Genomic DNA, 22032 nt, shown 5'->3' on the forward strand with positions numbered 1-22032 from the left:
ACACATCCGGCCTCCGAGCCACCGGCACCACCTTCAGCGGCAGGATCCCCGATCAACACGCCAGGCCGACACGACACACGGTTACCGCAGCGACCTATCCGGACGCGGCACTAGTGTGTCGCGCCTGAAATTAGGCCAGTAAGTATGTAGTCTGTTTCTGTGTCGCATCGTGGGCCTTCTGCTGTCGAGATTGTGCTGTCGGATGTCGAGCGTGCCGAGCTGGTGCGCAGGTCGGTGTCTGGGGATCGGCGTGAGGCCGAGCGGGCGCGGGTCGTGCTGGCCTGCGCCGAGGGGATGTCGAATGCCGGTGCGGCACGGGATTTGGGTCTGGCTGTGGGGACGGTCGCGAAGTGGCGGCGCAAGTTCGCCGCCGAGGGTTTCGCTGGGCTGCATGATCGCGGCCGTGAGGGGCGGCCGAAGGCCGAACTGGTGTTGAGCGATACCGAACGCGCGCAACTTGTTTCGTGGGCCAGACGGGCCAAGACGGCCCAGTATCTGGCCATGCGGGCGAAGATCGTGCTGGCTTGTGCCGAGGGTGCGACGAACAAGCAGGTCGCCGCCGACCTCGGTGTGGATGAGTCGAGTGTGATCCGGTGGCGGGGACGCTTCGTCGCTGACCGGCTCGATGGCCTGGGCGACGAGCCGAGGCCGGGTCGGCCGCCCTCGATCCTGCTCGACCAGGTCGAAGACGTGGTCGTCGCGACACTGGAAACGTTGCCCGGCAAGGACACTCACTGGTCGCGTGCCTCGATGGCCGAACGGACCGGGCTGTCGAAATCGACCATCGGCAGAATCTGGCGGAAATTCGATCTCAAACCGCACCTGCAGGATTCGTTCAAGCTGTCCACCGACCCGCTATTCGTGGAGAAAGTGGTGGATGTCGTTGGCCTGTACCACAATCCGCCCGAGAAGGCGATAGTGCTGTGCGTCGACGAGAAGAGCCAGATCCAGGCCCTCGACCGCTCGCAGCCGGTGCTGCCGATGACCATGGGCACGCCCGAACGCCGCACCCATGACTACCTGCGCCACGGCATCACCAGCCTGTTCGCCGCGTTCAACATCGCCGACGGCACCGTCATCACCGAACTCCACCGCCGCCACCGCGCCGCCGAGTTCAAGAAATTCCTGGCCACCATCGACAAGGCCGTGCCCCGCGAACTCGACGTCCACCTGGTCTGCGACAACTACGCCACCCACAACACCGCCGAAATCAAGACCTGGCTGGCCCGGCATCCCCGCTTCCACATCCACTTCACCCCCACCGGATCGAGCTGGATGAACCAGGTCGAACGCTGGTTCGGCCTGCTCACCGACAAACTCATCCGCCGCGGCGTCCACACCTCCGTCAAGGCCCTCGAAGACGACATCACCGACTGGATCCAGACCTGGAACGACAACCCTCGCCCCTTCCGCTGGACCAAGACCGCCGACGAGATCCTCAAATCCCTCGCCGACTACCTCGTCAAAATCAACCCGCCAGCCCCCAAAACAAAACAGTAACTTACTGGCCTAATTTCAGGCGCGACACACTAGGTCAGCTTCACCCGCGCCGCCAGGAACCGGACGGCGGCGGGCGCGAGCCGACCGAAGTGGTACTGCAGGTGTGCCTCCGGCGTCACCGGCACGATGCTGCGATTCCGCTGTAGGGCGCGCACGATCTGCTCGGCCACCTTCTCCGGGCCGTAACGCCGCATCCGATAGAGGTTGTCGTAGCGCTCCTGTTTGCGCTTCTCCTCCTCCGCGCTGAGGCCCGAGAACCGGGTGCGCGCCACGATATCGGTGTGCACGATGCCCGGGCAGATGGTGTGCACCGAGATCCCGCGAGCCGCCAATTCGGCGCGTACGCAGTCGGAGAACATGAACACCGCCGACTTGCTGGTGGAATACGCGCTGAATCCCTGCTGCGGACTGTAGGCCGCCATGCTGGAGAGGTTCACGATGTGCCCGCCTAGGCCCCGCTCGGCCATGGCGGGCCCGAAGGCACGGCAGCCGTTCACCACACCGCCGAGGTTGATCCGCAGCACCCGGTCGAAGTCGGGCGCCGAGGTCTCGAAGAATGCACCGGCTTGTCCGATCCCGGCGTTGTTGATCAGGATGTCGGGGACGCCGTGGTTCTCCAGCACCGTCGCGGCGTGCGCCCGCATCTCGTCTTCGTCGGCGACGTCGAGTGGGTAGGCGTGCGCCACACCGTGTTCGGCGGCGATCAGCTCGGCGGTCTCCTTCGCCGACGCCGGATCGATGTCGGAGACCACGATCTCCGCGCCGCGACGGGCCAAGGCAAGCGCGGTCGCACGGCCGATGCCGCTGCCGCCACCGGTGATGACCACCAGCTGATCTTCGAACGACCGTGCGGTGCGGCCCGCTTCGGCGCGGCGCAAGGTCCGGGGCGCTGCCGCGCCGCCCAGCGTGTCGATCAGCTCCGTGGTCGCGGTGGCCAGCAGCTCCGGATGCGAGAACGGCATCCAGTGCCCGGCGGGTACGTCTCGCCGCCAGAGCCGCTCGGTCCACTTGTGTTCGTCGTCGAATCCCGCGGGACGTACGGCGATGTCGCGCCCGGCGACGATCAGCTGCACCGGCACCTCGGTGTGCCGTTCGCGTGGGGTGAGCATGCGCCGCACGATGTTCGCGCGGTAGATCAGCAGGCCGTCGACGAGGTCGGCGCGGAAAGTGGGACCGAGACGCACGTTCGACGGCGCGGTCTCGTTCATGATCGAGACGACTCGCCGCCAAACGTTTTCGGTGCCCAGCAGGCCGAAGGCGGCGCGCGGCAGCCCGGGTGTCATGAAGAAGAAGGTGTAGGCCGACGACAGCAGTTGAGTGAACGGCTGCCACACGTTGCGCGGCGTCGGACGCGACAGCCGATGGCGGATCCATTTGCCGACGTGGTCGAGGTTCGGCCCCGACACCGAGGTGAACGACGCGACCCGGGTGGCCGCACGAGGCTCGCACACCGCTTCCCACACCTGCACCGAACCCCAGTCGTGGGCGAGCACGTGCACCGGGCGGTCCGGGCTCACCGCGTCGGCGACGGCGTAGAAGTCCGCGGCGAGGCGATCGAGCCGGAAGTCGGCCGTGCGCCGGGTGCGGGTGGAGCGCCCATGCCCGCGGGTGTCGTAGGCGACGACGTGGAAGCGGCGGGCCAGCAGCGGCACGACCGCGTCCCAGAGGTGATGGGTGTCCGGCCAGCCGTGCACCAGCACGATGGTTTCCGCGGACGGGTCGCCGTACTCGTATACGGCGATATCGAATTCGCCGCTGCGCACGGTTCGTTCGGTAGCCGCGAGCGCTGAGGTTTCAGTGGTGGTCATCGGGATTCTCCTTGGCAGGCGGAAGGTCGGGTCACAGATCGAGCACGAGGCGCCCGCCCTGGGCGCGCGAGACGCAGACGAGCATCTCGCCCGCCTCGTGTTCGGCGTCGGTGAGCACGCTGTCGCGGTGGTCGGGTTCGCCTGCCAGCACGCGGACCTTGCAGGTGCGGCAGAAGCCCTGCCTGCACGAGTACGCACGGTCGGGCCGGGACGCGAGGATGACGTCGAGCGCGGTGCGATCCGCGCCGACTTCGATGACCTCCCCCGTGGAGGAGAATTGGATCTCGAACGGCTCGCCGTCCACGATCGGCGGCGGCGAGAACCGCTCGGAGTGCAGTTCCACGTACGGCGTCGCGCGCACGGCCTCGGCGATGACGGTGACCATCGGCGCGGGGCCGCAGCAGTAGACCGCGGTGTCGGGCTCGACGGCGGGCAGCAGCGCGCCTGCGTCCGGAAGCCCGTGCTCGTCGTCGGTGCGCACGACGACGCGGCCGCCGAAGCCCGCGAGCTCGTCCAGGAACGGCAAAGCGTCCCGGCTGCGCCCGGTGTACACCATCGACCACTCGACCCCGACCCGGTGCGCCAGCCTGGCCATGGGCAGGATCGGCGTGATCCCGATGCCGCCCGCGACGAAGTGCAGGCGGGAAGCGGCGGATCCGTAGCCCGGCACGGCGAACGGGAACGCGTTGCGCGGGCCGCGCACCACGATCGGCGACCCCACCGGGAGGTGGTCGTGCACTTCTACCGAACCACCGTCGCCATCGGGGATGCGCCGCACCGCCACCCGGTAGGCGCGCACGTCCGCGGGATCGCCGCACAACGAGTACTGCCGCAGGCGGCCGGAAGGCAGCTCGAGGTCGAGGTGGGCGCCGGGCCGCCAGGGCGGCAGCGCGCGCCCGTCGGCGGCGGCCAGCCGCAGGCTCACCACGTCCTGATCGTGCGCCTCGATCCGCCGCTCGGTGACCACCAGCGCGAGCCGCCGGTCGTTCACTCTCGGACGCGGATACCGCCGGTTGACCAGGGTGGTCCAGCGCAGTCGCGCCGAGGCCACCGCGTCGAGCACCCGCACGGTGCGATCGCGATCGCGCTTGCCGAACAGGTCCGCGGGCAGCCGACCAGGAACGGGCGGCCTCACGAGGCGATCGCCTGCGCCGCCGGAGATTTGGCCAGATATGCCACCGCCTGCGCGGTGGACCCCACCGTCTCCGGGTCGTATCCGGGCTTGAACGTGCTCACCGCACTCCACAGCAGCGAGGGGACGCCGGGCAACGCGCCGCGCCACATCGCGCCCAGGACCCGCGCCAGCAGCCGGGGATAACCCAGGTCGGGCAGTTCGTGGTCCTGGTGCACCATGAACTTGGCGCCGCGCACCACCAAGGTCAGGAAGATCGGGAATACCACCAGCATCAATCCCGCGCGCCGCAGGTATCCGGCGCCGAAGTACACCGCCACGTCGTGTGCGACGTGCCGGTGCTCGACCTCCTCCGCACCGTGCCACCGGAACAGATCCGCCATCCGCGGGTCGGCGCCGAATCGCTCCAGATCCGCGTTGAGTATCCAGTCGCCCAGGTAGGCGAAGAAGTGCTCCAGGCACGCGATGAAGGCCAGCCGCTCGATCATCACCTGCCGTTCGGCGACGCCGCCGATCTCCCTCGGCCCGAGCGTCCGGCGGAACAGGTACTCGGCCTGACGCAGATAGGGCTGCGGATCGATGCCGTGCACGGCGAGCACCTCGTGCAGCACCTTGTCGTGCGTCTCGGCGTGCATCGATTCCTGGCCGATGAATCCGAGCATCGCCTCACGCAGCTTCTCGTCCCGCACGTACGGCAGCGCCTCCGTGTACGTGGCGCAGAACATGCGCTCACCCTCGGGCAGCAGCAGGTTCAGCGCGTTGATCAGGTGCGAGGCGATGGGCTCGGCGGGCATCCAGCGCAGCGGCGTGCCCGCCCAATCGAATCGCACGTTGCGGGCGTGCAGCGCCACCGCGCCGGGGTCGGTCTCGGGCCGTCGGCCTGCCCTGCGAAGTAACTGCATCGGTACTCCTCGATCCTCACGCGTCGCACCCTCGCGCGATTCCTACATTTCCGTAGCAAGGATCATACACATATATAGAACTTTCAGTAACACACAAATCGGTCGCAGCCCGCTGTACGGTGACACGACTCGCGACAGTGGCCACACCGGCCGTTTCCCGGCACAGAACTAGAACGCGTTCTAGTAGTCTTTTGCTATGGAACGATTGACCGGATTGGATGCCAGCTTTCTCTACTTGGAAACCGGAACCCAGCACCTGCACGTCTGCGCGCTGCTGATCCTCGACCCGTCGTCGGGTGACTACTCGTTCGAGAAATTCAAAGCCGAACTAGCCCGGCGACTACCGCTCATTCCGCAGATGCGCCGCCGCGTGTACGAGGTGCCGCTGAACCTCGACCATCCCGTCTGGGTGGAGGACGAGAACTTCGATCTCGACTACCACATCCGCCGGATCGCTATCGCGGCTCCGGCCGGGCGCCGCGAACTCGCCGAACTCGTCGGCGACATCGCCGGCCGTCCCATGGATCGCGACCGCGCGCTCTGGGAGATGTCCGTGGTGGAGGGTCTCGACGATGGAAAGGTGGCGGTGATCTGCAAATACCACCACGCCGCCGTCGACGGGATCACCGGCGCCAACCTGATGATGCACCTGTGCGATCCGGAGCCGGGAGTCACGAAGACCGTGCCCGACGACGAGTGGCGGCCCGAACACAAACCCAGCGACTGGCAACTGCTGGCCGAAGCGGTGGTGAAGTTCCCGACCAGAGCCGGCATCGTCGGCATGCTGCCGAAGACGGTCGGCGTGGTCGCCGGATTCGCGCAGCGCCGCCGCGAGAACAAGGCGGGCATGGCGATACCGTTCTCCGCTCCCCGCACGCCGTTCAATCTCGCCATCACGCCGCACCGCGCGGTCGCGTTCACCGACGCCGAACTGGACGCCATCAAGGAGATCCGCTCCGCGTTCGGCGTCAAGGTGAACGACGTGGTGCTCACCGTGGTCGCCGGCGCGTTGCGCGCCTATCTGGCGGAGCGCGACGAGTTGCCCGACCGCTCGCTCATCGCGTCGGTTCCGGTGTCGGTACACGAGTCGACCCGGCACACGGCGGGGGTGAACAAGGTGTCCACGCTTTTCGCGCGGCTCGGCACCGACGTCGCCGACCCGGTGGAACGCCTGCGTGAGGTGGCCGAGAACAATCGGGGCGCCAAGGAAGAGCACGAAGCGATGGGTGCGGACTTCCTGCAGGATTGGTCGAAGTACGCCCCGCCGAACACCTTCCGGCTCGCGGCACGGATGTACTCCTCACTCAAGCTGGCCGAGATGCACCCGGTGGTACACAACCTCGTGGTGTCCAATGTGCCCGGCCCGCCGATGCCGCTGTACTTCCTCGGTGTCCGGGTCGACGGGATGTACCCGTTCGGGCCGGTGTTCCACGGAGCGGGCCTGACAGTGACCGTGCTGTCGAACAACGACAAGCTCAATTTCGGCTTCATCGCCTGCAAGGAACTCGTGCCCGACATCGCCGCGCTCGCCGACGCCGTCGCGGGCGTGGTCGACGAATTGCTGTCCACGGCGCGGAAATCCGGCTGAGTGCCGCCACCCTGTTCGCCACCGCCGCCGGACAGGGCCGCCCCAGCCGGGCGATTCAGATCTTCGCGGCGACGGTCTCGCAGGCTTCGAGCAGCACGGGCACGAACCGGTCGGCCTCGAGCACGCACGACGCGTGCCCGGCCGCGACCAGGTGCATGCTCGCCCCCGGGATCATGGTCGCCATCTCCACTTGCCGATAGACGGGAACAGCCCGGTCCCGGGTGGTGACCACCACGGCCGTCGGCATCGTCAATTCCCGCAGCCACGCGGTCGCGTCGAAGCGCCCCACCACGGCGAGAACCTGGGTGAGCGCCCATCCGCTGGTGCTGCGGAACTCGCCGAGTGCCCAGCGGTTCAGTCGCCCAGGCGTCCATTTGATCTCCGGAAGCTCGGGCAGACCGCCCGCGAGCTTCTCGGCACGGCGGTAGGAATACGGCTGCACCGCGGCGGCGAGAGCGCCGAACGTTCGGTGGAAAGCGTGCTCGCGCCATTTCTCCCGGAACCGATAGGGCGTCGCGCAGAGCACCAGACCGCTCACTCGCTCCGGATGGCGGCGTCCGGCCAGCAGGCTCACGATTCCCCCCAGCGAGAACCCCGCGCACATGGCCCGCTCGACGTGCAGCGCGTCGAGCACGGCCGCCACGTCGTCGGCGCAGTCCTCCAGGGTGAACCGCTCGGAGCGGATGCCACGGCCGTGCCACCGCTGGTCGAACAGGATCACGCGGTACCGCCGCGCCAGCGCCGCCAGCGACGGGAACCAGGTGAGGTACGCGGTGCAGGCGGTGGCGTGCAGGAGCACCAGCGCGGGTGCGTTCGGCGGGCCGGGGATGTCGACCACGTAGGTCCGGCCCCGGCCCGCCAGCTCGATCAGGCGGCCGCCGGGCACCTCGGCGATATCCGGCACCCGGAAACGTCCGCCGAACCGCGTCACACTTCGGCCGGGGTCCGTCATGGCGCACCTCCCGGGTGGTCACACGGAGGACAATAATTAGAACACGTTCTATACGATCATGACACATGCCGCGAACCAGAGGGCGCAGACGCCGGTCGGGTACGGCAACGCATCATGAAACTATCCGCCGCCACAGGATGGCATGGGCGCTTACAGGGGTGCACTTCTGTAACGTGTTGCAGGCAAGGTTCGAGAGACGGAGGTACCCCGCATGGGGCGGTTGACCGGCAAGGTGGCGTTGATCAGCGGCGGAGCGCGCGGCATGGGCGCGGCGCACGCCAGGGCGCTGATCGCCGAGGACGCGCGAGTCGTGCTGGGCGACGTGCTCGACGACGAGGGCGCCGCGGTCGCCGCGGAACTCGGCGACAACGCCGCCTACGTCCACCTCGATGTGCGCGAGCCGGACGACTGGCGCAAAGCCGTCGGCGAGGCGGTCGGGCGGTTCGGGTCGCTGAGCGTCCTGGTGAACAACGCAGGCATCGTGAACGGCAACCTGCTCGTCGCGTTCGAGCTGGCCGAATGGCAGCGCATCATCGACATCAACCTGACCGGCACGTTTCTCGGCATGCAGGCCGCCACGCCCGCCATGATCGAGGCGGGCGGCGGCTCGATCATCAACATCTCCTCCGTCGAGGGCATGCGCGGCAGCCCGGGCCTGCACGGCTACACGGCCACCAAATTCGCCGTGCGCGGGTTGACCAAGTCCACCGCGCTCGAGCTGGCGCAGTACAAGATCCGGGTGAATTCCGTGCACCCCGGCCTGATCCGGACCCCGATGACGGAGAACATCCCCGAGGACTTCCTGCAGATCCCGCTCGGCCGCGCCGCCGACCCGGCCGAGGTCTCCGCCCTGGTGACGTTCCTGGCCAGCGACGAATCGTCGTACTCCACCGGAGCGGAGTTCGTCATCGACGGCGGCCTGACCGTGGGCGTTCCGCACAAGAGCTTCGGCGGCTGAGTTCAGCCCCGGGTGGCGAGCAGGGCGAGCGGCGGAAGCGAGACCAGGGCAACACCCGCTACCACGTTGGTCCATTTGTAGGCCACCAACAGCGCGGCGAACTCGCGCAGGAACGCGCTCGGCAGGTAGTAGAAGGCGGTCTCGGCACCCGTCACCTCGGCATCGAGGTCCAGGCGGCGTGCCAGGATCGCCGTGCGCAGGATGTGGAAGTTGCTTGTCACCAACACCATTCGCGCGGCCGCGCCGCGTTCGCCGAGCAGCCGCTTGGTGAAGAGCAGGTTCTCCTCGGTGGTGCCCGACCGATCCTCCAGCACCACGTGGTCTTCCGGCACGCCGTGGTCGATCAGGTACTCCGCCATCGCCGACGCCTCGGAGACCTCCTCGTCGGATCCTCTACCTCCGCTGACGATCAGCAGCGGGGCGCGCCCCCGCTCTGCCTCGCCGCGGTAGACCTCGAGCGCCCGATCCAGGCGCGCGGCCAACAGCGGCGGCACGTCGCCCTCGACCAACCCGGCGCCGTGCACGACGATCGCCTCCATCCCGCGGCGATAGGGCAGCAGGCCGTAGCAGAGCGTGTACAGCAGAAACGCCGCGAACAGGAACCCGATGTAGCCGATCGCGGTAGTCAGCGAGGCCAGCAGGACCACGAACCAGAAGTTCTCGGTCGAGAGGGCGAGAGCCAGTACGACATACGGCGCCAAGAGCGCGATACCGAGCCCGAACGGCAGCAGGTTCGGGATACGCCACCCCTCACGGCGCACCAATTGCGCGCCGTTGCCGATCAACAGCCCGGCGAGCACCAGCACCAACAGCGGCGACAAGAGCACGAGCAGTGGCGCGAGCACCACCGGAAGATCGTCGTCGGCAAGCCGGTCGACCGCCCACGCGCCGACGAACGCCGTCCCGAGTAGCAGATACACACCGTGCCCCAGCCGCCTGCGGTCCCTGCAGAATCGCACCGCGAACACACCGAGCAGGACCACGCCGACGACCAGCAGAAGCACCGGGCCACGGTAGCCGACGAGCGAGCAGAGCGCCCCGCCGTCCCTGAGCGGCGCGGCTACCTCGGCTTTTTCCGATCGTCCCCTAGAGTGTCCAGGTCCGGACATCGGTCGCAGCGACCGGTCTTCGGAGCATAAGACTTCAGCACACCAGCGTTACGAAACAGCACGTCGTGATGAATGGGAGTCGCCGAAAGCCATGCTTCGATTGGTCATCGCCACCGCCGCGGCCGCGCTCTGTGCGATCACACCGCAGGCCACAGCTCAACCGATCTATCCCGCACCTGATCCCGATCCGTTCTACGCCACTCCGGCCGGCTTGGACCGCGCCGTACCCGGCGACGTCCTCGCGGTACGGACGATGCCCGGCCTACTCGCCTTCCCCGGCGCGACGGTCACGATGATCAAGTTCCGCTCGACCAACTCCGCGGGCGAGCCGATCGCGGCCACCACCACCGTGCTGACCCCGCCGAATCCCGCCCCCGGTGGGCCGCTGCTGTCCTATCAGCACATCATCAACGGACTCGGCACCCGGTGCGCGGTGTCCCGCGTGCTCTACACCAGCGACCCGAGTCTGGAGGTGCGGGAAGCGCCCGCCCTCAACGCTCTGCTGCTGCGCGGCTGGTCCGTCGCTCTCCCCGACCATCTCGGGCCGACCAGCGCCTACGGCGCGGCGAAACTCGGCGGCATGATCACCCTGGACGGCATCCGCGCCGCACGGCGGGTCGCCGAACTCGGATTGGCCGACAGCCCGGTCGCCATGCTCGGCTACTCCGGCGGAGGCATGGCGAGCGCGTGGGCGGCGGCGCTCGCGCCGACCTACGCGCCGGAACTGCCGCTCGTCGGCGTCGCCGCGGGCGGGGTGCCGACGAACCTGGTCAAGATGATCGAGGGCATCGGCTACGCGCCGCACGCGGCGTTCGGGCTCGCTTTCGCGGCCGCCATCGGATTGGAGCGGGAGTACCCGGCGCGATTGCCGGTGAGCGAACACCTGAACTCGGTCGGATTGTCGGTCCGGGACCGGATCGCCGACAGTTGCACCAACGAGATCCTGCTGGTCGGCGCCGGTCGCGCCATCGTGGACGTCGCGGCATCGAACTCGCTCGCCAGCGATCAGCGCGCACGCGGCGTGCTCGAGGAGAACAGTCTGGAACTCTCCGCCGATATCCCGGCCATGCCGGTATTCCAGTGGCGCGCACAGCACGACGCGCTGATTCCGGTGGAGTCGGTCGACCACACGCTCCGGCGCTACTGTGAGGCGGGCGTGCAAGCCCAATACGAGAAGTTCCTCAGCCCAGACCATTTGTCCGCCGCGGTGCTCGGGATGCCGTCGGCTCTGGCCTGGCTGGAAGCGCGCTTCAAGGGTGTGCCCGCACCTAGCAACTGCTGAGCGAGCGCGCTTTGTCGTCGCGATGAGCGGATCTCACCTTGTGCTCGGCACCGGGTGCGCGCCGCTGACCGCGAGCTCTTCCTCCGCGGAGTGGTCGGCGGCCCGGTCGGCGACGATTCGTCGCCGACCGGGAAGGGGGCGTTGCGCCCCACCGCCGCATCGAATTCCGCACCGGGAACTAGACGTCCTTCCCGCTCTCGTACGCGTTCTGGCGCGCCTCATCGAGATCCGCTTCCGCCCGGGCCTTTTCGGCCTCGGCTTCCTTGCGCGCCGCCTCCCGCTGGGATTCGGCCTTGTCCTGCTGCGCGCGACCCTCTTTCTTCAGGTCCTGGTCACCGGTGATGACGCCGGCGGCTTCCTTCGCCTTCCCCTTGACGTCCTCGACGACACCCTCGACAGCTTCTCGCGGTCCGGTCTGATGGTCCGGCATCGCATACCTCCCATTCACTAGTCGGCTGACATCCGCCGCATACCCGCCCATGCCGCCCTCAATCGGCCTGTGACCGCGACCACCGGTCGTCTTCGTACTCCCAGACACCCCTTTCGGAACCCGAGAAGAACCACTGGTGGTTGGCGAATTCCCGGTGGAACCTGGCATGAATGCCTCTGGGAGGCCATCGATCGGCTGGATAGGTTCGAATCCCGAAGGGGCTGTCACACAAGGAGATCAGCGAAAGATGATGTATGTCGCGCCGGTGCTGATCGGCGTCCTCTACGCGCTGGCGATGTCGGCCATCCCCGAGCCCCAGCGCCGCCGTTTCAATGCCGTCATGGTCGCGGGCGCGGGCGCCGCTTACCTCAGCGGTGGTGGATTCGGCGGCTGGGAATTCGCTTTCACCGCCATCGTCACGTATTGCGCGTACCGCGGATTGGAGTCCTGGACCTTCATCGGGATCGCGTGGCTCGTGCACACCGCTTGGGATCTACTGCACCACTTCAAGGGCAACCCCATCATCCCGTTCGCCCACGACTCGTCCCTCGGCTGCGCCATCTGCGACCCTGTCATCGCCGTGTGGTGCCTTTACGGCGGACGCTCGCTCTTCTCTTTCCGGGGCCGGCCCGCGACGGCGTGAGCGTGGTCACCACCTCGCGCGTCGAAGCGATCGCCTCCGCGGAGGTCTACCGACCGGCACCGTGCCTCCCGAACATGCGAACGAAGTCACCGCGCACGATTGCCGCCTACGCGAAACGCTCGGCTGGAAAAACCAGCCGAGCGCTCAGCCGAGTTCCTGGCAGAAGCCAGTCGAACAGCGTTGGGGCAACGACCCCGGAATCCGCGCGATGCGGCCGGGCTCGGTGGTGCCGAACCTTGTTCAGCCCTTGACCAGCTCGGGCGTCGCGGTCTCCGGTTCCTCGGCTTCCACGGGGGCGGCGGCCCGGCTCGGCAACAGCACCGCCATGACGATCACGATCAGCGCCAAGGCGGCGGAGACGAGGAAGGCCAAACGCATGCCGTCGAGCTGGGCGGTGACGGCGTCGAGGCCATCGCCGACCAGCGTGGTGCTGCGCGCCGACATCACCGTCACCACCAGGGCGGTGCCGAAAGCCGCGGCGACCTGCTGCAAGGTGCCCAGCATGGAGCTGCCGTGCGAGTACAGGTGCTGCGGCAGAGCGCCGAGACCGAGGGTGAAGACCGGGGTGAAGGCCGCGGCCAGCGACACCATGAGCAGGATGTGCAGGGCCAGCAGCTGCCAGTACGGCATGGTCATCGAGATCTGCGTGAAGCCCGCCAGCGAGGCGGCGATGCCGACCGAACCGGGAATCACCAGCGAACGTCCGCCGAACCGGTCGAACAGGCGACCGACCGTCGGGCCGAGCAGACCCATCGCCAACCCGCCCGGCATCACCAGCAAACCGGTGGCCAACGGGCTCAGGCCACGCAGGTTCTGCAGGTACAACGGCAGCAGGATCATCGAGCCGAGCATCGCCATGAACGCGACCGACATCAGCACCAGCGCCTTGGTGTAGGTGCCCGACAACAGGACCCGCAGGTCCAGCAGCGGAGTGCCGGTGCGCTGCAGGCGCAACTGACGCCACACGAACGCGGCGATGAGCGCCGAGCCCGCGGAGACGATCAGCGCCGGGGTGGTGAGGTGGCCGCTCTCGAACCGGCTGAGCCCGAACACCAGCCCACCGAAGCCGAGCGCGGCCAGTGCCACGCCGATCGGGTCGATCTGCCCGGCCTGCGGTTCACCGACGTTCTCCAGCTGGCGCAGACCCAGCCAGGTGATCACGCCCGCGATCGGCAGCACCAGCACGAAAAGCCAACGCCACGAACCGATCTGCAGCACCGCTCCGGAGATCACCGGCCCCATGGCCGGCGCCACCGAAATGGCCAAGGTGACATTGCCCATCACCCTGCCGCGATCGTGCTCGGGCACCACCGTCATCAGCGTGGTCATCAGCAGCGGCATCATCACCGCGGTGCCGAAGGCTTGGATGATCCGGCCGAGCAGCAGCACCGCGAACGACGGCGCGACGGCCGACAGCGCGGTACCTGCCAGGAAGACGGCCATCGCCGCGGCGTAAGCCTGACGAGTGGTCACACGCTGCAGGAACCAGCCGGTGGTCGGGATGACCGCCGCCATCGTCAGCATGAACGCCGTCGACACCCATTGCGCCGCCCGGTCGGTGATCGAGAGGTCTCCCATCAGCCGCGGGATCGCGTTGATCATGATGGTCTCGTTCAGGATCACCACGAACGTCGCGAGCACCAACACCCGGATGACAATCGGTGTCCGTCCTCCCGAGACTGGAGCGGATGGTTCGGCGGACATCGGATACCTCCGGAAACGTTGGCGGTTGCTGGAATACGTGGCCCGTCGCCGAGTCACCGAATCGCGTCCCGGCGCCACAGTGGTCGAGACGGCTTCAGCTGCTCGAACTCATCGGGCGCGGGTCAGTATTCCGGCCGGCACCGACACAAACCACCGGATTCTCCCGCAGATGCCCTGCGCGTCCGCATCGGAACAGCTGGTCAACAGGGGTTCCCCCGAGCTGCCGCAATCAACAGTGAAGCTGGTCACAACACCTCCGGACGCCGATGCCGTGGTCGTACCCGTCAGCCCACGTAACGGCGGGCGACGGAACGGAGCTGGGATTCTTCCAGCAATACCAGGCCCTCCTCCACGCGCGGCGGCAGAACTTCTCGTTCGCGGAGCACCCAGGGCAGTCCACACACCACCTCGAGGACGGCCGCGGCCGTCGTCAGGTCTGCCGGGGCCGAGTCGAGCACCACGGCGGTCCGCCGGGCGGCGCTTCGCACCGGGCGGCGCAGCCACAACGTCCACAGGGTGTTCCGGATACCGAGCCGCCGGCGAAGGGTCGAATCACGTGCGGGTGAGGGCTCGTGATGGATCAGCATGTCCTCGATCCAGCACATCCACCAGCCGTGCGCCGCGAGGTCGAGTGCGAGCAGTTCCTCCTCGCCGCCGAACCACAACCGCGGGGAGAAGCCGCCGACTTGTTCGAACGCACTGACCCGGAAGGCGGACAGCGCCGCCATCACACCGAGCAGAGCGGGCCCCGGCAGCCAGTCGGGCCCACAGATCGGTGAATCGCGCAGTTCGGGGGTGATCGGGTCCTCGTGCAGGTCGGGCGCGACCAGGCATCGTCCGGTCACCGAAGCCAGGCCGGAATACTGGTCGAGCAGGTCGGCGGCGCGGGTCAAGGCGCCCGGCTGCCATCGGGTGTCGTCGTCGCAGAAGGCCACATACGGCGTGACCACCCGCTCGACCGCGATGTTCCTGGCCACCGCACCCAGGTTCTCCGGCGAGCGGATGAGGTCGACGGCGGGGAAGGTCGCGGCGACCGCGTCGGCCGTGCCGTCCGTCGACCCGTTGTCCACGAGGATGATCGGCGCCGCGTCGGGGAGCGCGGTCATGTGCGCGAGCGTTTCCAACAGTTGATCGCGCCGGTCGCGAGTGATGACGACGACCGTCATTCGTTCCGTGGCCATCCGGTCACTTCCTTCCGTGGGCGAGTTCCAGGATCCTGGCCTGACGTTCCACCTCCGGCGGCAGTCGGCGCCGCTGCGCCAACGCCCACGGCAGGCGGCCCAGGAAGCCCGCCACCGCGCGCAACGCCGCGGGGTCTCGGGCCGCCCGGCGCAGCAGGACCGCGGACTCGGCCGCGCACCGCCGCAGCGGCCGCCGCATCCAGGCGATCAACGCGTTGTTGCGCTGTTCGGCTCGCCTGCGCCACGCGGGCGGCGGTCGCCGCGCCGACGGGTGATGGTGGGCACGCACTTGCGCCACATAACAGAGGTCCCACCCGCAGGCCGCCAGGTCGAGCGACAGCAACCGTTCCTCGGCGCCGAAATGCAGCAGCGGACTGAATCCGGCGGCTTGCAGGTAGGCCTCCCTCCTGACGATCGCCGCACAGGCCAGGAAGCCGAGCACCGACGGACCCGGAAGCTCGGGATGATGCCCGAGCGGGCTGGTCGCCATCAGTTCGTTGACGGGGTCGTCACGCTCGTCGGCACCCACCAGCGTGCGTCCCGCTACCAGACCGAGCCGCGGACAGGCGTCCAGCACCCGCTCTGCCTCGGGCAGCGCGTCGGCGGCCCACCAGGAGTCGTCGTCACTGAAAGCCACGTACGGCGTCCGGGCGAGCGCGACGCCGAGATTGCGCGCCGCCGCCGCGAGATTGCGGTTCAGCCGGAGGACTTTCACATCCGGGAATGCCTCCGCCTCGCCTGCGGTGTCGTCGACCGAGGCGTTGTCCAGCACCACGATCGGGGGACGCGGGCGCAGGGCGCACAACTCGGTCAAGGTACGGGCCAATTCCGAAGCCCGGTTCCGGGTGGCGATGACGACTGTCGTCTTCGCCATGGTCGGAGGGTTCACGCCGGACGTCCCGTGAGCAGCTCGTCGAGCAGTTCCCGAGTCAAGGCGTCGGCCGCGGGAAACTCACGCCGCCGCGCGCGATCGCGTCCCTCCGACGACAGACACCAGCGCCACCAATGCTCGAACGCGCCCGCGTCGGCGGTTTGCTCGGCGGAGACCAATGCGGGCCAGTCCAACGCCCCCGCTTGCGCGGTGACCTTTCCCCCGCCCGCGATGGGATCCACCGCCAGGACCGGCACACCGGCTCGCAGGCCCAGCACCAGGCCGTGCAGGCGGGTCGTGACCACCGCGTCGAGACGGGAGAACACCGACGCGAGCTGATCGGGCGTGCGGCAGTGGCGCCAGTCGTCGGACGCCAGCCTGGTATCGAGCGGTAGCCGGGCGCAGTCCAGATCGCATAGCCAGCGCATCAACGCCCGGTGCACCGACCCATGCCGCCGGGCCGTGCCGTATTCGGCCTGTCCCGGCGCGAACGCGACGCCAACCACCGGGACGGTGACGGTGGACGCCGCGACGGCCATGTCCGGTCGCGCGGTGGACAGGCCGTCGCGCGGCAAGACGCGGTGGAATCCGGTGACCGCCGCATCGGCCGGATCGAGAACGGAAACGCCCACCGCGATGCGTCGGCAGTTCGCATACCGTTCGTGCAGAAACCGCACCTGCTCCCCATGCGCGGGCCCGCACACGAACACGAGGTGGGAATAGCGTTGGGAGTCGGCGTCGTCCAGATGCAAGGCGTCGGAACGGAATGCGGGGCTCCACGCCGTGTCATGGGGTATCCCGGCGGATGCGAGAGCGTCGCACACGCGGCTCATGCTGAGAACGTCCCCCGCTGTCGCTTCGCCGTGCACGAAGCTGGGCCACCCGGTGACAAGTACCCGCATGTCCGGTGCACCGTGGGTCATTCGGCCACCTCGGCGATCTTTCCGCGCTGCCCTCGACTACCGTCACCGCGGTGCGCGGATCCGCGAGATCCGTCGTGCCGCACGGCGTCCCGGTGCAGGCACCCCGCGAGGTCTGCCGCGGCACGCGGCGTCTCCGGGACCGTGACGTGGCGCATCGGATGGCCCCTAGATTTTCGCCGGGCGCAGGTGCACGACCTTCGTCTGGGTCATCTCGTCCAGCAACTCGGGTCCGTAACCGAAGCCTGCTCCGCTGGCCCGGCGTGGGTGCGCCGCACCGCCGGGCGCCCCGCCGAACACCGCGTTGATCTTCACCGTGCCCACCGGCAGTTCCCGCCAGGCGCGCTGCGCGTTGGCCATCGACGGAGTGAGCACGGTCGCCGCGAGTCCGTAGTCGTCGTTCGCCGCTTCCGCGATGCCCTGCTCGAACGAATCCACCACCCGCACCGGCGCGACCGGACCGAACGTTTCCTCACGCATGATGCGCATCTTCGGATCGCAGTGGGCCAACACGGTGGCCGGATAGTGCGCGCCGGCACCGTCCGGCACCACGCCGCCGGTCATCAGCTCGGCCCCGTGGTCCACCGCCTCGCGCACGTGGGCGTGGACGTGATCGCGATGGCGCCGGTCGACCAACGGCGCCACCGTCCTGGCCTCGGCTTCGGCGACCAGCGCGGCGAGAAAGGCCTCCGCGACGTCCCGGTGCGCGAAGATCCGCTCGACGGACACGCAGATCTGGCCGGAGTTGGCGAACGCGCCGAGCGCCGCCTGACCCGCCGCCCAGACCGGATCGACCCCGGTGTCGACGACGAGCGCGTCGTTGCCGCCGTTTTCCAGCAATGCCTTGGCACCCGTGGTCGCAGCGCTTTTCGCGATCGACCGTCCGGTGGCCGTGCTACCGACATGCGCGACGACGTCCACATCGGAACGTGCGGCCAGCAGCGCGCCGACCCTCCCATCGCCCTGCACCGTCTGCAGAACGCCCTCCGGGAGCGCACCGGCGAGCAGATCGCCCAGCAGCCCGCCGGTATGCGGCGCGCGTTCACTCGGCTTGTACACGACCGTGTTTCCCGTGACCAGCGCCGCGCCGAGCAATCCGCAGGACACCGCCACGGGATCGTTCCACGGCGTCAGGGCGATGACGACGCCGCGCGGTTCCCACACCATGAGGTCGGTGGCCTCGAAGTTCCCCTGCAGGCTCTTGCCTCGGTGCACCGGTCCGAGCTCGGCATATTGCTCCAACGTCGCGGCGCCTGCCGCCACACCCTCCTTGCTCTCGGAGAGTGGACGTCCGGTCTCGACCCGATTGAGCTCGGCGAGTTCATCGGCACGCTCGCGAAGCAAGGCGGCGCTCGCGCGTAGCGCGGCGGCCCGCTCGCCCGCCGGGGTTCGCGCCCAGACCGGCTGCACACGGTTGGCCAGCTCCAGGCGCGAATCGATCTCCGCCATACCGGTCATGGCCACCTTGCCGACAGTGGCGCCGGTGGCCGGATCGAGGATCTCGATCGTTTCGGTCGCGTCTTGTCCTGCGGGAAACGTGACAGCGCTCGGTCCGCTCATATCGCGGACATTGCCTCGCAGGCGGGGTTTCAAACCGGCTCGTGGCGATAGCTGAAACGCTGTATTTCTGGACAACCACCAGTTGAACAGCAATAGCCGATGATTCGCTGCGAGCCCGGGCTCGGGTTTGATCCGGCAGTAAAAGGCAAGAGCTATCGACATGGCCGAAACCACCGAACGGCTCGGAGTGCTGTTATGGCACGTGCACGGCTCTTGGACGACGTCGTTCGTGCGAGGACCGCACCGCTACCTGATCCCTGTGGTGGAAGACGGCGGGCCGTGGGGCCGCGGGAGGTGCGGCCGCGACTGGCCCTCCGCCGAGGAGGTGCCCGCAGGCCGGTTGCGGGAAATCGAGCCGGACGTGGTCGTTCTCCAGCGCCCGGAGGAAATCGCCCTGATCGAGCAATGGCTCGGTCGTCGTCCCGGCGTCGACATTCCGGCGGTCTACGTCGAGCACAACGCTCCGCGGCCCAGCGCGGCCACCACCAGGCATCCGCTGGCCGAACGCGCCGACATCCCGATCGTGCACGTCACGCATTTCAACAATCTGATGTGGGACAACGGGAGCACCCCCACCCGGGTCGTGCCGCACGGGATCGTGGACCCCGGCGCGCTGTACACCGGCGAAATCCCGCACGGCGTAGCGCTGATCAACGAACCGGCGCGGCGCGGAAGGATCACGGGAAGTGATCTGTTGCCCGACTTCGCGATGGCGGGACCCGTCGATCTGTACGGCATCGGAGCGAGCGACTACACGGCGGACAAACCGGCCCGCTATCCGATTCGCGGCATCGGCGACTTCGAACAGTCGGCATTGCATCCCGAAATGGCGCGCAGAAGGGTGTATCTGCACACCGCGCGGTGGACCTCGCTCGGCTTGTCCCTGCTGGAAGCCATGCACCTGGCCATGCCGGTGGTGGCTCTCGCCACGACCGAGGCCGTCAGCGCGGTGCCGCCGGAGGCCGGGGCCATTTCGTGCGACGTCGCGTCACTCACCGCGAAGTTCCGCGAATTGCTCCACGAACCCGATCTCGCCGTGCTCGCGGGCAAGTCGGCACGGCAGTTCGCGCTGGAGCACTACAGCCTCGACGCCTTCCTGCGGCGGTGGGACTCCCTGCTCGCCGAGCTCACCGAATGACGGCAGTGTCCCGGACCGGAAAGGCACGATGATGAAGATCGCGATGGTGTCCGAACACGCCAGCCCGCTCGCCCTGTTGGGCGGCGTCGATGCCGGTGGGCAGAACGTCCATGTCGCGGAGCTGTCCGCGGCCCTGTGCCGGCACGGGCACGAGGTGACCGTCTACACGCGACGCGAGGACGCCGAGGCGCCGCGCACGGTTACCACCGAACAGGGTTACCGCGTGATCAATGTCCCGGCCGGACCGGCTCGCGCATTGCCGAAGGACGAATTGCCGCCGTACATGGATGAATTCGGCGACTTTCTGCACGAGCAGTGGCGGCACGAACGCCCCGATGTGGTGCACGCGCATTTCTGGATGTCGGGGCTGGCGGCACTGCGTGCCGCTCGGCCCGCGGATATCCCGGTGGTACAGACGTTTCACGCCCTCGGGGTGGTGAAACGCCGCTATCAGGGCACGCACGACACCAGTCCGGCCGACCGGGTGCGCCTCGAACAACTGATCGCCGAGCGGACCGACCGCATCATCGCCACCTGTACCGACGAGGTGTTCGAACTGGCCAGGATGGGCGTGCCTCGCTCCCGCACGTCGGTGATCCCCTGCGGCGTGGATCCGGAGCAGTTCACGCCCGAGGGACCGAGCGCACCGAGGTCGGCCGTGCACCGGATGGTCAGCGTGGGCAGGTTGGTGCCACGCAAAGGTTTCGACATCGCGATCACCGCGCTCACCAGCCTGCCCGACACCGAACTGGTTCTGGTCGGCGGCCCGGACGGCGGCGAACTCGCCGATGACCCGGAAGGCGGGCGGCTCCTGGCATTGGCGGACGCGCTCGGCGTGCGAGACCGGCTCCACATGCTGGGCCGGGTGCCGAGGACACGAATGGCTCCCCTGTTGAGGTCGGCGGATGTGGCCGTGTGCACGCCCTGGTACGAACCATTCGGCATGACACCGCTAGAAGCGATGGCATGTGGCGTTCCGGTGGTGGCCGCTGCGGTCGGAGGCCTCATCGATACCGTCGTCGACGGTGTGACCGGCAGGCTCATCGCCCCGCAGGCCCCCTTGGAATTGGCTGACGCGGTCCGCGATCTTCTGAGTGCGCCCGCACTCAGGCACAGGTACGGTCGCGCAGGCCGCGAGCGCGTAGAGAAGCGCTATTCGTGGGACCGGATCGCCACGGAGACACTTCGCGCGTACCGCCGGGTGACCGCGGCCGGACGGGCGCGAAACAACAGCGAGCCCGGTCGCGGCCGCTCGCTCGACGGCAGCGCCGAGCGACCGGCGACGGGTAGGCGATAGCCGTGTCTCGGCGCTACGAACGTGCGCTGGTCACCGGCGGTTGCGGGTTCGTCGGATCGCACCTGTGTGAGCAGTTGCTCGACGCGGGCGCAGCCGTTCTCGCGCTCGACAACTTCGCCACCTCCACACCGGACAACGTCGCCCGGCTGCTGGACCGACCAGGGTTCGACCTCGTGCGGCACGACGTCACCGAGCCGTGGCCCGCGGTGGGCTCGTTCGACCTCGTCTTCCACCTCGCCTCCGCCGCGTCGCCTCCGGACTACCTGCGGCTGCCGATCGAGACGCTGCGAGCCGGTGCACTAGGAACCGCCAACGCCCTCGACCTGGCCGAGCGGGATCGAGCTCGATTCGTACTCGCGTCCACGAGCGAGGTATACGGCGACCCGGCCGTCCACCCGCAGCCCGAGAGTTACTGGGGCAACGTCAACCCGGTCGGTCCGCGCAGCGTCTACGACGAGGCGAAACGTTTTGCCGAGGCTTTGACTATGGCATTTCGCCGGGAACGGGGAGTGCAGACCGGAATAGCACGGATTTTCAATACCTACGGTCCGTATATGCGGAGCGACGACGGACGAATGGTTCCGACATTCATCGCTCAGGCCTTGTCCGGCGCACCACTCACCATTGCGGGAACCGGCGAGCAAACCCGTTCTCTCTGTTATGTGGAGGACACGGTGCGCGGCCTGATCGCACTCGCTTCCTCCGACCATCCCGGCCCGGTCAATATCGGCAATCCGCACGAAATCACCGTCCGGGGACTCGCCGAGGAAATTCGCGCGATAACCGGCAGCCGATCCGTTGTGCATTTTGTCGACGGCGCGATAGACGATCCGAAACGGCGCTGTCCGGACATCTCGCTGGCTCAGCGCGAACTCGGCTGGCGACCGTTGGTTACCAGGGCAGATGGGTTGCACCGCACGATCGACTGGTTCGCAGGCGGGGCGTTTATGTCGGCGGAAGAATTACCGCCTGAGCGGCTCGGTACAGCAACCCAGTTTAGCGGCGGCTTCAGCGGGTAGCGCCCGTATACGTCAGCGGGCAGGTCCCGCGCGTCTCG

19 protein-coding genes are annotated in these 22032 nt (G+C 68.1%); 8 read left to right on the forward strand and 11 right to left on the reverse strand.

Annotated features, from left to right (window positions below; translation table 11 throughout):
* Positions 1 to 159 precede the first annotated feature (159 nt).
* The gene (locus tag K8O92_00280) at positions 160 to 1500 is read left to right on the forward strand and encodes an IS630 family transposase (GenBank protein ID UAK32527.1); all 1341 of its coding nucleotides are present in this window, start codon (positions 160 to 162) and stop codon (positions 1498 to 1500) included.
* Positions 1501 to 1529: 29 nt separating this feature from the next.
* Here the strand turns inward: K8O92_00280 and K8O92_00285 are convergent, their stop codons facing one another.
* The 3 genes from K8O92_00285 to K8O92_00295 are packed head-to-tail and all read right to left on the reverse strand — an operon-like array spanning position 1530 to position 5342.
* Positions 1530 to 3308: an SDR family oxidoreductase gene (locus K8O92_00285; protein ID UAK32528.1), complete on the reverse strand. Its 1779-nt coding sequence runs from the start codon at positions 3306 to 3308 to the stop codon at positions 1530 to 1532.
* A gap of 31 nt (positions 3309 to 3339) precedes the next feature.
* Positions 3340 to 4443, reverse strand: coding sequence for a PDR/VanB family oxidoreductase (locus K8O92_00290; GenBank protein ID UAK32529.1), 1104 nt, complete (start codon positions 4441 to 4443; stop codon positions 3340 to 3342).
* Positions 4440 to 5342 carry a metal-dependent hydrolase gene (locus tag K8O92_00295; protein ID UAK32530.1) on the reverse strand — a complete coding sequence of 301 codons (903 nt, stop codon included), beginning with the start codon at positions 5340 to 5342 and terminating at the stop codon, positions 4440 to 4442. The genes K8O92_00290 and K8O92_00295 overlap by 4 nt, the downstream gene beginning before the upstream one ends.
* Before the next feature lie 196 nt (positions 5343 to 5538).
* Here K8O92_00295 and K8O92_00300 point away from each other — a divergent pair, with 196 nt between their 5' ends.
* Positions 5539 to 6930, forward strand: a complete 1392-nt coding sequence (locus K8O92_00300) for a wax ester/triacylglycerol synthase family O-acyltransferase (GenBank protein UAK32531.1) — start codon at positions 5539 to 5541, stop codon at positions 6928 to 6930.
* A 55-nt stretch (positions 6931 to 6985) separates the two neighbouring features.
* Here K8O92_00300 and K8O92_00305 read toward each other — a convergent pair whose 3' ends face one another.
* Complete coding sequence (locus tag K8O92_00305) at positions 6986 to 7882, reverse strand: alpha/beta hydrolase (protein ID UAK32532.1); 897 nt, start codon at positions 7880 to 7882, stop codon at positions 6986 to 6988.
* Between the two features lie 211 nt (positions 7883 to 8093).
* On the opposite strand from K8O92_00305, the gene K8O92_00310 reads away from it, so the two are divergent.
* A complete protein-coding gene (locus K8O92_00310; protein ID UAK32533.1) occupies positions 8094 to 8840 on the forward strand; it encodes a glucose 1-dehydrogenase in 747 nt (248 codons plus the stop codon).
* Positions 8841 to 8842: 2 nt separating this feature from the next.
* On the opposite strand, the gene K8O92_00315 is transcribed toward K8O92_00310, so the two are convergent.
* Positions 8843 to 9844: a YdcF family protein gene (locus tag K8O92_00315; protein UAK32534.1), complete on the reverse strand. Its 1002-nt coding sequence runs from the start codon at positions 9842 to 9844 to the stop codon at positions 8843 to 8845.
* Between the two features lie 196 nt (positions 9845 to 10040).
* On the opposite strand from K8O92_00315, the gene K8O92_00320 reads away from it, so the two are divergent.
* Entirely contained in the window at positions 10041 to 11231 is a 1191-nt protein-coding gene (locus tag K8O92_00320; GenBank protein ID UAK32535.1) for a lipase family protein, read from the forward strand.
* Positions 11232 to 11409: 178 nt separating this feature from the next.
* Here the strand turns inward: K8O92_00320 and K8O92_00325 are convergent, their stop codons facing one another.
* Positions 11410 to 11661 carry a CsbD family protein gene (locus tag K8O92_00325; GenBank protein UAK32536.1) on the reverse strand — a complete coding sequence of 84 codons (252 nt, stop codon included), beginning with the start codon at positions 11659 to 11661 and terminating at the stop codon, positions 11410 to 11412.
* A 247-nt stretch (positions 11662 to 11908) separates the two neighbouring features.
* Here K8O92_00325 and K8O92_00330 point away from each other — a divergent pair, with 247 nt between their 5' ends.
* Positions 11909 to 12304, forward strand: coding sequence for a DUF6010 family protein (locus K8O92_00330; protein ID UAK32537.1), 396 nt, complete (start codon positions 11909 to 11911; stop codon positions 12302 to 12304).
* Positions 12305 to 12544: 240 nt separating this feature from the next.
* Here the strand turns inward: K8O92_00330 and K8O92_00335 are convergent, their stop codons facing one another.
* From K8O92_00335 to K8O92_00355, 5 genes are all read right to left on the reverse strand, one after another.
* Complete coding sequence (locus K8O92_00335; protein ID UAK32538.1) at positions 12545 to 14008, reverse strand: multidrug efflux MFS transporter; 1464 nt, start codon at positions 14006 to 14008, stop codon at positions 12545 to 12547.
* Positions 14009 to 14292: 284 nt separating this feature from the next.
* A complete protein-coding gene (locus K8O92_00340; protein UAK35345.1) occupies positions 14293 to 15174 on the reverse strand; it encodes a glycosyltransferase in 882 nt (293 codons plus the stop codon).
* Positions 15175 to 15193: 19 nt separating this feature from the next.
* On the reverse strand, positions 15194 to 16063 hold the full coding sequence (locus tag K8O92_00345) for a glycosyltransferase (protein ID UAK32539.1): 870 nt from the start codon (positions 16061 to 16063) through the stop codon (positions 15194 to 15196).
* 11 nt (positions 16064 to 16074) lie between these two features.
* Positions 16075 to 16962 (reverse strand): polysaccharide pyruvyl transferase family protein, encoded by an 888-nt coding sequence (locus K8O92_00350; GenBank protein ID UAK35346.1) that lies wholly within the window; start codon positions 16960 to 16962, stop codon positions 16075 to 16077.
* 186 nt (positions 16963 to 17148) lie between these two features.
* Positions 17149 to 18540 carry an aldehyde dehydrogenase family protein gene (locus K8O92_00355; GenBank protein UAK32540.1) on the reverse strand — a complete coding sequence of 464 codons (1392 nt, stop codon included), beginning with the start codon at positions 18538 to 18540 and terminating at the stop codon, positions 17149 to 17151.
* Between the two features lie 160 nt (positions 18541 to 18700).
* Here K8O92_00355 and K8O92_00360 point away from each other — a divergent pair, with 160 nt between their 5' ends.
* Genes K8O92_00360 through K8O92_00370 form a run of 3 tightly spaced genes read left to right on the forward strand, consistent with a single transcriptional unit; the run spans position 18701 to position 21994 of the window.
* The gene (locus K8O92_00360) at positions 18701 to 19678 is read left to right on the forward strand and encodes a glycosyltransferase (protein ID UAK32541.1); all 978 of its coding nucleotides are present in this window, start codon (positions 18701 to 18703) and stop codon (positions 19676 to 19678) included.
* A 31-nt stretch (positions 19679 to 19709) separates the two neighbouring features.
* Positions 19710 to 20975 carry a glycosyltransferase gene (locus K8O92_00365; protein ID UAK35347.1) on the forward strand — a complete coding sequence of 422 codons (1266 nt, stop codon included), beginning with the start codon at positions 19710 to 19712 and terminating at the stop codon, positions 20973 to 20975.
* A gap of 2 nt (positions 20976 to 20977) precedes the next feature.
* Entirely contained in the window at positions 20978 to 21994 is a 1017-nt protein-coding gene (locus K8O92_00370; protein UAK32542.1) for an SDR family oxidoreductase, read from the forward strand.
* The last annotated feature ends 38 nt before the right edge of the window (positions 21995 to 22032 follow it).

Source organism: Nocardia asteroides (assembly GCA_019930625.1).
In the GTDB taxonomy this organism is placed as follows: domain Bacteria; phylum Actinomycetota; class Actinomycetes; order Mycobacteriales; family Mycobacteriaceae; genus Nocardia; species Nocardia sputi.